We start from the raw sequence: 13,422 nt of genomic DNA, 5'->3' as shown, positions 1-13,422 counted from the left end.
TTTTATTATTATTTATTCGTCTTAAACTTCAGAAGTCGACTTAACCCCTTTGTCAAAAAGACCGCTTAAGCTGATCTCTTCTTCCTGGGCTGGGTAAACCTCAATACCGTGATCAAACACGTCAAGACCACCTAAACCAGCTTCTCCATGTTCTTCAACACGCAGTCTCCATGGATTTGGCAATTTGTTAAGCACATACATCATAATAAAGGTTACCACAAAAACCGAAGCTGTAATAGCAAAGCTGCCAATGAATTGGGCCTTCAACACGCCAAAACCACCACCGTAGAATAAACCGGCAACCGGGGCCGAATTATCGGCACCTGTTGGGCTTGTAGCGCCAAACTGACCAGATGCAAATAAACCTAATGATAAAGTGCCCCAGATACCGCAAAGGCCGTGAACAGAAACCGCGCCAACCGGATCGTCGATACGGAACCACTCAATAATATAAACACCTGCAAAAATCACGAAGCCGGCAACCGCGCCAAGCAAAATAGCGCCAAGCGGGCTTACCCAGTAACATGGACAGGTAATTGCAACCAAACCACCTAAAAAGCCATTGATAGTAAAGGCCAGATCGAACTTGCCTTTTGTTGGGCCCCACCAAAGGGCGGCAAGCATAGCGGCAAAACCACCGGCACAGGCAGCAAGGGTAGTATTAGCGGCAACACGGCCAATTCCCTGCATATCCATTGCAGACAGGGTTGATCCCGGGTTGAAACCATACCAGCCAAACCATAATATAAAACCACCTACAGCAGCTACCAATAAGTTATGACCAGCAGGTAATCCGCCTTTTTCTTTATCATCTCGGGCGAAGATCCGGCCTAACCGTGGCCCTAACACCATGGCACCAGCCAATGAAGCCACACCACCTATGGTATGCACCACGGTTGAACCGGCAAAGTCACGGAAAGGCTGAGCGGTTAAGTGAGCGAAAACTCCTGAAGTACCCATGGTAGCCAGGAAACCATCAGGCCCCCAAGCCCAGTGACCAATTATTGGATAAATAAAACCTGTAATACCTATACTGTACAATATATCGCCACGGAAACTGGTACGACCGATCATAGCACCAGATACAATGGTTGAGCAGGTATCGGCAAACGCGTACTGGAATATCCAGTGTGCCAGGATCGGGATACCCGTTGCGCCATAAGTAGCAGGGGTATTTTGTAAAAAGAACCAGTTAGTAATGGTTTTGCCATCGGCGCCTAAGCCGCCCCAGCCAATAAAGCCATTACCGTTACCAAACATAAAGGCATAACCTATTGCATAAAACAATAACCCGCATAGGCATGTATCAAAAATACACTCCATTAAAACGTTAACCGTTTCTCTTTTACGGGCAAAGCCAGCTTCAAGCATCACAAAACCAGCCTGCATACCGAAAACCAAAAAGGCAGCAACCAAGGTCCATACCGTATTAACGGTATTGATGAGTGCTGTTTCATGAGCGGTATAAGTGTCGGCAGCGTGTGCAGATGTACCTAATAGACCAGGTAAAGTGAACATAGCCACGAGCACCAACCCTAAACCAATCATCTTTCCTGTTAAAATGGTGGCTCCCAGCGCCCATTTTTCACGTGACAGTTGTCGGACTGCACTCAGGAGGTTGTGTTTTGTTGAACTTACTTTCATTTGTCTTTAATTTAGTTTGATTGTTTTTAAAAGTTTAATTTAGTTTGATTGTTTATTTAATTAAGCTTGATTGCAGGTTTAAAATTTAACAAAAACACCACATTCACTCACAAATCCCCTCTTTTAGTCTTTTAATTATTGACATTTTTATAAAAAATACAATAATTATGATGTTTCTGTAAATTATTTTCTGAAATTATGTAGTTATTTTAACAATAACAAATTTTTAACAAAAAAATAACGTTAAAAAATGAAATATTTACGAAAATTGTAAATCAAAACTAAATTTTGTACCATTTATTGATGATTTTGAAATTTTATTTCTTTGTAAATCCAAATAAATTCTATCAACATAAAAATTAGAGGCATTTTTTAGAAAAAAAGTCAATTTTTAGGTATTTAAGAGCAAAAATCAACTAAAAAGCCTATAAAAATTCAATTTTAGCTAAGCTCAGCACATTAAAACCATACTTTTCTTGAAATATTCAGCAACTAACTTTTTATTGATTGGGGGGCAATTGCTTTTTAAAGCCCATTGTGTTTTTTATTGGCTGAAAAGGGGACGAAAGCTAAATGGCGGAGATTATGCCGGATATTTTGGCATCTCACTTGCAAATACGTTCCATAACAGGCAAATTCCTGACCCGACAAGTGTAAATATCCTGTCGGGTGCCGAAATAAATTCGGCGTTACGCGTTTTTCTTTGAAAAAAAGGCGTTTTACTTGCATTATTTGCTACTTATATCATATTTCCTTTAATTTTTGTGTATATTTTAAATGATAGTTCTATTTTTGAAAGTTGACCTTTATTTAAACCGCATATCTTATGTCTAACATCCGATTTAAAGCACTACAGGACGTCCTGGGCAGGACCATCCCGGAAGTGAAACCACCTTCTTCAAAAATTTCAGATTACTTTGGCGCCAATGTTTTCGATAAAAAGAAAATGAAGGAGTACCTTTCTACCGAGGCTTACCAGGGAATTATTAACTCTATTGAAAAAGGTGAACCAATTCCACGCGACCTGGCCGAGCAAATTGCCGCTGCCATGAAATCATGGGCATTGGGTAAAGGGGCAACGCACTATACGCACTGGTTTCAGCCGCTTACCGGCACTACCGCCGAAAAACATGACGCTTTTTTTGAACCCACCGCCGACGGGGGCGCTATCGAACGTTTTTCGGGCGATGCCCTGGCACAACAGGAGCCTGATGCTTCAAGCTTTCCGAGCGGCGGCATCCGCAATACTTTTGAGGCCCGTGGTTATACTGCCTGGGACCCATCGTCACCTGCATTTTTGATGGCACGTACCTTATGTATACCAACCGTATTTGTATCTTACACCGGCGAGGCCCTGGATTATAAGGTACCTTTATTAAAAGCATTAAGCGTTTTAGATAAGGCCGCTGTAGATGTTTGTCATTATTTTGATAAAGGCATTGAAAAAGTAAACGCATCATTAGGTATCGAACAAGAGTATTTCCTGGTTGATATCGCTTTATTTAATGCCCGTCCCGATCTGTATTTAACCGGTCGTACTTTGTTTGGCCACATATCTGCCAAAAACCAGCAACTGGAAGATCATTATTTTGGATCCATACCTGAACGGGTATATGCTTACATGCAGGATATGGAAGCTGAAGCATTATTATTAGGGATACCTTTAAAAACACGCCATAATGAGGTTGCACCTTCGCAATTTGAGTGTGCTCCTATTTATGAAGAAATAAACCTGGCCATTGACCACAACCAATTGTTAATGGACCTGATGGACCGTGTTGCCCGCCGACATAACTTTAAGGTATTATTGCATGAGAAACCTTATGCCGGCATCAATGGCTCGGGTAAGCACAATAACTGGTCGTTAATAACTAACACGGGTAAAAACCTGTTGTCGCCAGGCAAAACGCCTAAGAACAACCTGATGTTCCTCACTTTCTTTGTAAATACCATCAAAGCGGTTTATGAACATGCCGATCTGTTACGTGCATCTATCGCTTCGGTAAATAACGATCACCGCTTAGGTGCTAATGAGGCCCCTCCTGCTATTATCTCTATTTTCCTGGGCAGCCAGCTGAATGATGTACTGGATGAGATAGAAACATCGAGGATCAGTAAAAAGATCAAAGAAGATAACCTGTTATGGCAAGGTATTCCTAAAATACCGCAAATATTGCCTGATAATACCGACCGCAACCGTACCTCGCCTTTTGCCTTTACCGGTAACAAGTTTGAGCTGCGTGCCGTTGGTTCATCAGCAAACTCTGCCAGCCCGATGACAGTATTAAACCTGATTGTGGCTGATCAGCTTAAAAAATTCAAGTATGATGTAGATAAGCTGATCAAAAAAGGCGAGAAAAAAGATGTGGCCTTATTAATGGTGATCAAAAAATACATCAAAGAGTCGAAAAATATCCGCTTCGAGGGCAACGGCTATAGCGAGGCTTGGGAAAAAGAGGCAGAGGCAAGAGGTTTAGCAAACGAAAAAACCACGCCAAAGGCATTGGATGCTATGCTTTCTGAAAAAACAGATATCCTTTTTGCAGAAACCGGCATATTTACTCCACGCGAAGCACATGCCCGCCATGAAATTTTGCTGGATGCCTTTTATAAGAAACTACAGATAGAAGCCCGCGTTATTGGCGAACTGGTACTCAATGTGATCATCCCATCGGCTATTGCCTATCAATCTAAACTGATCGAGAATGTAAAAGGGCTTAAAGACCTTGGTTTGGCCGATACCACTTACGCTGCACAACTGGATATTATTAACAAGATATCCGAGCACGTGAACTTTATTAAAACCAATGTAGAACAAATGGTTAATGAGCGCAAAAAAGCCAACGTGATCGAAGACTTACGCCAACGCGCCATTGATTATGACGAAAAGGTAAAAACATTCTTCCAGCCTATCCGCTACCATGTAGATAAACTGGAACAACTGGTTGATGACACCCTTTGGCCGCTGCCAAAATTCAGGGAGCTGTTATTTATAAAATAAGTACGGATTACACTGATTAGTACGAATTCCACTAATTTTTGAAGGAGTCGGCCATGGCTGACTCCTTTTCGTTTAAAATTATTCGGATCAGCACGCGGTGTCGACTCACTCTGTCATCGGTATGCTCGACATCCCTCTCTCCGCCTTTGGCGTAAAGAGGGAATTTGAAAAAAGTTCCCTACCCTCTTTGCAGCAAAGCGGGAGAGAGGGTCGCCCAGCGAAGCGTGGGCGGGGTGAGTCGACAGCGCGCGCACAATTCGTGTAATTCGCTAAAATTCGTGCAATTCGTGTTAAAATAATTAGTTTTGCGCCATGGTTTCTTCACAACGTTATGATCAACGTGGCGTATCTGCCTCCAAGGATGATGTACACAATGCAATAAAAAATATCGACAAAGGTATTTTCCCCCAAGCCTTCTGTAAAATTGTACCTGATATATTAACCGGCGACGACGCGTACTGTAATATTATGCATGCTGATGGCGCGGGTACCAAATCATCCTTAGCTTATACTTACTGGAAAGAAACCGGCGACATATCTGTATGGCGCGGCATCGCGCAGGATGCCATTATCATGAACCTGGACGACCTGCTTTGTGTAGGCGCTATTGATAATATCCTGCTGTCATCAACCATTGGCCGCAACAAAAACCTGATACCCGGCGAGGTGATTGCCGCCATTATTAATGGTACCGAAGAAATATTGAGCGAATTACGTGATGCAGGCATTGGCATATACTCCACCGGCGGCGAAACCGCTGATGTGGGCGACCTGGTGCGTACCATCATTGTCGATTCCACCGTTACCTGTCGGATGAAACGGGAGGATGTGATATCCAATCACCGCATTCAACCTGGCGATGTGATAGTTGGTTTAGCCAGCTACGGACAGGCCAATTACGAAAAAGAATATAACGGCGGCATGGGCTCTAACGGCCTTACATCTGCCCGTCATGATGTATTTAACAAAACCATAGCCGATAAATATCCGGAAAGCTATGATGCGGCCATTCCTTATGAACTGATCTTCAGCGGCAGTAAAAACCTGACTGATCTGGTTGATATTGGCAATGGACAAAGTATTACCGCAGGTAAACTGGTATTGAGCGCTACCCGTACCTACGCCCCCATCATTAAAAAAATGCTCGATGCTTACCGCAGCCAGATGCATGGCATGGTACATTGCAGCGGCGGCGCGCAAACCAAAGTGCTGCATTTTATTGATAATCTGCATATCATTAAGGATAACCTTTTTCCGGTTCCTCCGTTGTTTAAGCTCATCCAGGAAGAATCAAAAACCAGCTGGCAGGAAATGTACAAAGTTTTCAATATGGGTCACCGCATGGAGCTTTATGTACCCCAGGAAATAGCCGCCGAGCTGATAGCTATATCCCAAAGCTTTGGTGTAGCTGCTCAGATCATCGGTCGCGTTGAAAAAGCTGATACCAAAAAAGTAACCGTAACATCAGAATTCGGGGTATTTGAATACTAATAAGAATCAAGAGTCAAGAATCAGGACAGGAAAATTATCTGCACATAACACCATGTTTCAAAGGTTGCGTTTTAAAAACTACCAACTACTGTTATTTTTCTTGCATCTTGCCTCTTATATCTTGACTCCTAAACAACATACATATTCCCCCGCTTATGCTCAGGTTCCTGTTGGCACAATCATCCTTTAACCTTTGGGTGATATTTTTGGCTGAGAATCTGCTGGTTACCTTACTGGCTTTGCTATTTGGCTGGTTGGTACTCAAATTAAACCACAAGCCTATTAAAGCCGCTTCCCGTCAGGAAGTATTCATTTGTATTTTAACCAACGTAATTAATACGGTTATAACCTACGCAGGCTTCTGGCTATGGCAACATGGCTATATCCGGTTTAGTTATTCCGTATCCTGGCGCATAATTTTTGATTTTTTAGCGCTTTTTATGTTGATGGACCTGGCCATGTTCCTGTTTCATTACGCCATACACCGTTCTGTATTGTATAAAGCCATTCACCAATTCCATCATCACTATGCAGATCCTATCCCTATTGACCTGTTTGTATTGCATCCGCTCGAAACAGTAGGCTTTGGCACTTTATGGATCATGATCATCGTATTATTCAACTTTAACTTATATGCTGTCTTTATTTACCTCGTCGTTAATGTATTTTTTGGCATCATGGGGCATTTAGGGATAGAGCCTATTCCGGCAGGTATCAGAAATACGGTGCCTTTTAAATATTTAGGCACCTCTTCCTTTCATCACCGGCATCATTCGGATATTCATCACAATTACGGCTTTTATACCAACATTTGGGATAAGATTTTTGGAACTTATAAAGGATGATTTTGGGAGTAAGGATTTGGAGAACAAGGAGCAAGGATTTCCAGATAAAAAGAAAAAGACCGGCCAAATTGGCCGGTCTTTTTCTTTTATATCCCTGTTTCAGGAAAGAAACGGATTAGTTAAATATATATCTAACACCGATCTGAGCTTGGAAACGAGAGAACTGACTGATATCTGTTTTATATGAGTTGGTAACAGGTATCTGGTTATTGGCATCAAGATAAGGGAATGAATAAGTAGCTTTACCTGTAGTAGCATCTTTACCCATATACCTTAACACAGTTGCTGCTCCAAAGTTATTACCACTAATTGCTGATACCTGGTAATTACCCCAGTTACGGTTCAACAGGTTAGTAAAGTTAATTACATCAAAAGTAACTTCAATGGTGTTTTTGGTTTTGCCTGCTTTTACATAAAAGTCTTGTGCAAAGTGTAAGTCAAGTCTTTTATAAGTAGGCAATATAGCACCATTCCTTTGAGCATACTGACCTCTGTGTTGGCTCAGGTATGAATCCTGGTTAATAAAGTTGTTTAACTGAGTCCAGATCTGAGCAGGTGTACGTGTATCTAAAGTTCCGTTTTGTGCCTTAGGGGCTGCAACCAGGATAAGATCATTTTGAGTTTTAGGAATGTACATCAAATCGTTGGTGGCACCGTCATTATTGGGGTCATTGGCCGTAATATATGATTGAGCACCGTTGTTTGATGCTTCAAATACTAAACCGATAGTGGTAGCTAAGTTTTTAGCATACTCTTTACGGTATGATACGGTTGCGATGATACGGTTTGGCTGCACATATGTACTGTTTGACAGGTTATCTGCATTGGGGTTACCGGCAACATAACGGGTGTTCCAGATGGTTGCAGCAGTTGAACCGCCATCATTAACATCTTTTGATTTGGTGTAAGTATAAGCTACACTGGCGGCAAAGCCATTAGTAAAGCTTTTTTGTAACTGACCGGTAACAAAGTATGAGAAACCTTTGTTGGTGTTTTTCATATAATATAAACCGGTAATTGATGGGTTTTGAGCAGTCGAGTTAGCAGCTGCCGGCGTAGTGTTTTTAGAGTCGTACTGAATTTGACCTTCAACACCTGGAAGTGTGCTAAAGCCGTCAGACAATACAAGGTTCTGGTGATAAATGGCACGAATATCTTTGGTATAAGCACCTTCGATGGTACCGATAATACCACCAGGTAATTTCTGGTCAACAGCTAAGTTGGTTCTCCATATCTTTGGATATTTCAGGTTCGGATCAGCAACATCTAATTCATAAGATGTACTGGCAGCTCCGGCAGCAGGGCGGTTGGCATTAACATTAGGGTTAAATATTAACTGCTGGTTTTGTTCAGGAGTATTTGTTTTAACACCATTTACAATAGTATTTGCGCCAAATAACAACCCGTTGTTTGAAGCCTGGTTAGATATCCACACAAATGGTACCGGACCGGTAAATAAACCAGAACCACCACGTACCTGGGTAGACTGATCGCCATTTACATCCCAGTTAAAACCTACACGAGGTGAAAGTTGTACCCTGTTTTTTGGCAGTTTAGATACATCCACATGTGTACCTCCCTGGAAAGTAAGCGCTGCTGCATTAGCGTTAGGTGCCAATGAAGTTGGGAATACGTTATAATCGGCCCTTAAACCATAAGTTAACCTGAAGTTATCAGTAACATGGTATTTATCTTGTACATATACGCTGTAGATAGATGCTTTGATCTTAGCGAATGGAAACCCGCTGCCTACGGCCGAATAGCGTAAGGTATAAGCCTGTGCAGGCAAGCCCTTAATAAAGTCATCGGCCGAGTTATAAGTATATAAACCGTTATAATCAGGAGCAAAACCGTTAGTGTAACTCTGGATCTGGTTGCTGGTACCGAAAGTAAACTCATGTTTGCCTGAATAAATGGTAAAGTCATCAGCAAACTGCCAGATGTTAGTATTTAACAAGTTACCGGCAGTGTAAAGCTCAGAACCAAAACTGGTGGCAGTAGCTGAAGCTGTAGTTGAGCCTGTAAGTACACCAGCCTCATTATAGATATTAGAGCCATTTCCAATATCAACCATTGGTAATGAACCATTTCCTAAAAACGCGCGATAATCTCTCAGTGCTGAATAACCCACTGTAAGTTTATTGGACATAGAGTTACTGATACGAGTATTCAACTCTACTATACCAATATTAAAGTTATTGTTAATGGTATAACCCGAACCGTAGAAAGGTAAAGTATTTTGACCAGGAGTACGGGTTGTACCGTAACCTACACCAGCATTGGTAATACCAGAGTTACTTGCAGGCTGATCTTTATATGACTTTAAGTAGAAATATTTGGCGCTCAAGGTATTATTCTTGTCTATGTTCCAGTCTAATTTAGCGGTTAATTTGTTACTTGAAGTTCTGTAAACATAGTTTTCATAAGCTCCCGGATCATAACCATAGCTTGCCAATTTAGTTTTAAGGGCATCCAAAGTACTTGCCTGAACGTTTGAAACGTTTGCACCACTTAAACCCGGACGACCGGCAACATAAGCGGTTGCTGGTGGCGCGCTAACTCTTTCCTGCTCACCTGATACGAATAAGAATAATTTATTTTTGATGATCGGGCCACCAACGGCAACACCATCAGTATGGTAATCAAATGGGGTGATAGGAAGATTAGTTGTACCCGCATGGTAGCCGGTTAATCTTACACCACGGCCATAATAGTAAGCTGTACCTTTTACCTGGTTAGTACCTGATTTTACTACGGTATTAACACCTGCACCGGTAAAGTTACCCTGACGTACGTCATAAGGGGCAATATCAACCTGGATCTGATCGATCGCGTCTAATGATATAGGCTGTGAACTGGCTTGTCCGCCTAAAGTACCTGATAAACCAAAAGAGTTGTTGAACAATGCACCGTCAACAGTAACGTTATTAAAGTTACTGCTACGACCACCAAAGGCTAAACCGTTTGCAGAAGGAGTTAATTTGGTAAAATCCTGTAATGAACGGGCCACAGTAGGCAGGTTTTCAATTTGCTGGCGGCTGATAGTTTCGCGCGCGCCGGTACGTGATGAGTTGATCACTTTACCTTGCGAACCGGTAATTACTACCTCTTTTAATGCAGTCAGATTATCCTCCAGTTTGGTATTGATCTTTTGATCCTGACCGATGGAAAGGGTGATACCTTCCTGAACAAAGTTTTTGTAGCCAACAAAGCTTACTTTAAAGGTGTATGGACCACCTACTCTTAAGTTTGGGATGTTATAACGGCCATCTGCACGGCTTACTGTAGAGTATACAGTACCCGTTGGCACGTGGGTAATGGTTACGGTAGCACCCGGAATGGCACCCTTGGCATCGGTAACAATACCGTTTACACTGGCTGTTGTTACACCCTGTGCAAAGGCATTCCTGTTAAGGAACATAAAACCGGCCAATAATAATAAAAGAAGTAAAGGCTTCCTCATAAATTGCTTTTTTAATTATACTTTCTGTTGATTAGCCGCAAAGATAAGTAATAGCCTGATTGTCAATGTTAATTTTATGTTAACAATTATTATATATTTTTCAACACTTTCATTCATACATAACATTAATTACAAGTAAATTGATAGATATTATATAATATTTATAATAATCCGTACACTTAATCCGGTAAATGGCATTTAATTGTAAATAATAACACGATGCCTACGGGGTGCCTTATTCCATTTTTGCTTTTCAGCCCTTTTACTTAGCTTTGGGCCAATTAAAATTAAGGCCGGTGCTAACAACACGGTTTAGCTTTAATCCGTACAAAGCGAAAATTTAAATTATACATCATTAAAAATATGGACTACGATTTAATTGTTATAGGATCAGGCCCGGGTGGTTACGTAGCAGCAATCCGCGCTTCCCAACTTGGTTTAAAAACGGCCATCATTGAAAAAGAATCATTAGGCGGTATATGTCTTAACTGGGGCTGTATTCCTACTAAAGCCTTATTAAAAAGCGCGCAGGTGTTTGAGTATATCAATCATGCTGCCGATTATGGCATTAACGTAAACGGCAACGGCGAGGTAAATTTTGAATCGGTTATCAAACGCAGCCGTGGTGTTGCCGATGGCATGAGCAAAGGCGTTCAGTTTTTAATGAAGAAAAACAAGATCGATGTAGTACTTGGTTTTGGTAAATTAAAATCAAAAGGTGTTGTTGAAGTAAAAGCCGCTGATGGCTCAACTAAACAGATCACCGCTAAACATATTATTGTGGCCACAGGCGGTCGTTCACGCGAATTGCCAAACCTGAAACAGGACGGCAAAAAAGTAATTGGTTACCGCGAGGCCATGTCATTACCCAAACAGCCAAAATCAATAGTGGTTGTAGGTTCCGGCGCTATTGGTATCGAATTTGCCTATTTCTACAACTCCATAGGTACTAAAGTTACCGTGGTGGAGTACCTTGATAACATTGTTCCCTTAGAGGATGAAGAAGTTTCAAAAGGATTGAACCGTATCCTGAAAAAACAAGGCATCACCATTATGACCAGCGCCAATGTGGAATCTGTTGACAGCAGCGGTGAACTTTGCAAAGTAAACGTTAAAACTGCATCGGGGATTGAAGTACTGGAGGCCGAGGTTGTATTGTCAGCCGTTGGTATCTCCACTAACATTGAGGGTATTGGCCTGGAAGAAACCGGAGTAAAAACCGATAAAGGCAAGGTGCTGGTTGATGATTTTTACCGTACCAATGTGGAAGGTGTTTATGCCATTGGCGATATCGTAAAAGGTCAGGCACTGGCACACGTAGCATCGGCCGAGGGCATCATTTGCGTAGAGAAAATTGCAGGTCATAGCCCTGAGCCGTTAAATTATAACAACATCCCGGGTTGTACTTATTGTTCACCGGAAATAGCCTCTGTAGGTTATACCGAAAAAGCGGCTAAAGAAGCCGGATACGAAATTAAGGTTGGTAAATTTCCATTCTCGGCATCGGGTAAGGCAAGCGCTGCCGGAGCCAAAGATGGTTTTGTAAAACTGATATTTGATGCCAAATACGGCGAGTTCCTGGGCGCGCACATGCTGGGCTATAACGTTACCGAAATGATTGCCGAAGTAGTTACCGCCCGCAAACTGGAAGCTACCGGTCACGAGATCATTAAATCGGTACACCCGCACCCAACAATGAGCGAAGCCGTAATGGAAGCTGCTGCCGAAGCTTACGGTGAGTGTATACACTTGTAATTTTTAGCTCATAGATCATGGTTAATGGTTCATAGCTGAAATCAGATCTGTTATTATTCTTAATCGTCATAAAATGAATGCATAACATTTAATTTATGGCGATTTTCTTTTTATCTGATCATAAAACTTGAACTATCCACACACCAACTTAAAAAGATTGTGTTATTTTAGCTTTTGATGATATGGCTTCCCTACCGACTACCATGATCTATGAACCATCAACCATGAACTAAAACATGAAACTCCACACAATAGATACCGGTTTTTTTAAATTAGATGGCGGCGCTATGTTTGGCGTAGTGCCTAAAACCATCTGGATCAAAACCAATCCTGCCGATGATAATAATTTGTGTACCTGGGCCATGCGCTGCCTGCTGGTAGAGGATGGCAAACGGCTGATACTGATCGACACCGGCATCGGCAATAAACAGGACGAAAAATTCTTCAGCCATTATTATCTGCATGGCACTGCCACTTTAGACAGTTCGCTGGCGGCCCTTGGCTTTCACCGTGACGATATTACCGATGTATTTTTAACCCATTTACATTTTGACCATGTTGGCGGCGCGGTGATACGCGATGGTGATAACCTGACCCCGGCCTTTAAAAATGCTGTTTACTGGAGCAACCCCCAACACTGGGAGTGGGCAGTAAACCCCAATGAACGCGAAAAAGCATCATTCCTGAAAGAAAATATACTGCCCATACAGCAAAGCGGCCAATTACAATTTGTGGATAGTACGGACGGCGTACAATTCACAGAAAACTTTCATATACGTTTTGTTTATGGCCATACCGATGCCATGATGCTGCCATTGATTGGTTATAAAGACAAAAAGATACTATATATGGCAGACCTGCTGCCATCTGTGGGGCACCTGCCGCTCCCTTATGTGATGGCTTATGACATGTTTCCGCTTAAAACTTTGGGCGAAAAGAAACTATTTTTGAACGAAGCCGTAGAACAGAATTATATTTTGTATTTTGAACACGATCCTGTTAATGAATGCTGTACATTGCAGCAAACAGAAAGGGGACCAAGGCTAAAAGAGGCGTTTAAATTAAGTGATATTTAATAGGTATTTCAGGAATGCCACAAAAATCATACCGCTTGCAGGTTTAAACAATTAATAATGCAAAAACGAACAATTTGTTAACATTAAAATAGTTAATAACTCATAATCAACCACTTATAAATGCAATTTATGACGTGCTTTTTTTCG

General features: G+C 41.7%; 7 protein-coding genes. 5 read left to right on the top strand and 2 right to left on the bottom strand.

The window, feature by feature from the left end:
• Window positions 1-21: 21 nt before the first annotated feature.
• Window positions 22-1,644, bottom strand: coding sequence for an ammonium transporter (locus ACNURT_RS09265; RefSeq protein ID WP_370994697.1), 1,623 nt, complete (start codon window positions 1,642-1,644; stop codon window positions 22-24).
• A gap of 826 nt (window positions 1,645-2,470) precedes the next feature.
• On the opposite strand from ACNURT_RS09265, the gene ACNURT_RS09260 reads away from it, so the two are divergent.
• From ACNURT_RS09260 to ACNURT_RS09250, 3 genes are all read left to right on the top strand, one after another.
• Window positions 2,471-4,645 (top strand): glutamine synthetase III, encoded by a 2,175-nt coding sequence (locus tag ACNURT_RS09260; protein WP_419701490.1) that lies wholly within the window; start codon window positions 2,471-2,473, stop codon window positions 4,643-4,645.
• A 312-nt stretch (window positions 4,646-4,957) separates the two neighbouring features.
• Window positions 4,958-6,136 carry an AIR synthase related protein gene (locus tag ACNURT_RS09255; protein ID WP_419701489.1) on the top strand — a complete coding sequence of 393 codons (1,179 nt, stop codon included), beginning with the start codon at window positions 4,958-4,960 and terminating at the stop codon, window positions 6,134-6,136.
• A gap of 155 nt (window positions 6,137-6,291) precedes the next feature.
• Window positions 6,292-6,981, top strand: a complete 690-nt coding sequence (locus ACNURT_RS09250; protein ID WP_419701488.1) for a sterol desaturase family protein — start codon at window positions 6,292-6,294, stop codon at window positions 6,979-6,981.
• 115 nt (window positions 6,982-7,096) lie between these two features.
• Here ACNURT_RS09250 and ACNURT_RS09245 read toward each other — a convergent pair whose 3' ends face one another.
• The gene (locus ACNURT_RS09245) at window positions 7,097-10,444 is read right to left on the bottom strand and encodes a carboxypeptidase regulatory-like domain-containing protein (RefSeq protein WP_419701487.1); all 3,348 of its coding nucleotides are present in this window, start codon (window positions 10,442-10,444) and stop codon (window positions 7,097-7,099) included.
• 363 nt (window positions 10,445-10,807) lie between these two features.
• On the opposite strand from ACNURT_RS09245, the gene lpdA reads away from it, so the two are divergent.
• Entirely contained in the window at window positions 10,808-12,199 is a 1,392-nt protein-coding gene (gene lpdA / locus ACNURT_RS09240; RefSeq protein WP_419701486.1) for a dihydrolipoyl dehydrogenase, read from the top strand.
• A 236-nt stretch (window positions 12,200-12,435) separates the two neighbouring features.
• Complete coding sequence (locus tag ACNURT_RS09235) at window positions 12,436-13,275, top strand: MBL fold metallo-hydrolase (RefSeq protein ID WP_419701485.1); 840 nt, start codon at window positions 12,436-12,438, stop codon at window positions 13,273-13,275.
• Window positions 13,276-13,422 lie beyond the last annotated feature (147 nt).

It is taken from the genome of Mucilaginibacter sp. NFX135 (assembly GCF_048565145.1).
Taxonomy (GTDB): domain Bacteria; phylum Bacteroidota; class Bacteroidia; order Sphingobacteriales; family Sphingobacteriaceae; genus Mucilaginibacter.
The sequence above is the reverse complement of the archived record's forward strand: the minus strand, read 5'-3'. Positions and strand labels throughout refer to the sequence as shown.

What these genes read in the sequence shown, in the direction of transcription:
- ACNURT_RS09265 (WP_370994697.1), bottom strand. Translation starts at nt 1,644, where the DNA reads ATGAAAGTAAGTTCAACAAAACACAACCTCCTGAGTGCAGTCCGACAA.
- ACNURT_RS09260 (WP_419701490.1), top strand. Translation starts at nt 2,471, where the DNA reads ATGTCTAACATCCGATTTAAAGCACTACAGGACGTCCTGGGCAGGACC.
- ACNURT_RS09255 (WP_419701489.1), top strand. Translation starts at nt 4,958, where the DNA reads ATGGTTTCTTCACAACGTTATGATCAACGTGGCGTATCTGCCTCCAAG.
- ACNURT_RS09250 (WP_419701488.1), top strand. Translation starts at nt 6,292, where the DNA reads ATGCTCAGGTTCCTGTTGGCACAATCATCCTTTAACCTTTGGGTGATA.
- ACNURT_RS09245 (WP_419701487.1), bottom strand. Translation starts at nt 10,444, where the DNA reads ATGAGGAAGCCTTTACTTCTTTTATTATTATTGGCCGGTTTTATGTTC.
- lpdA (WP_419701486.1), top strand. Translation starts at nt 10,808, where the DNA reads ATGGACTACGATTTAATTGTTATAGGATCAGGCCCGGGTGGTTACGTA.
- ACNURT_RS09235 (WP_419701485.1), top strand. Translation starts at nt 12,436, where the DNA reads ATGAAACTCCACACAATAGATACCGGTTTTTTTAAATTAGATGGCGGC.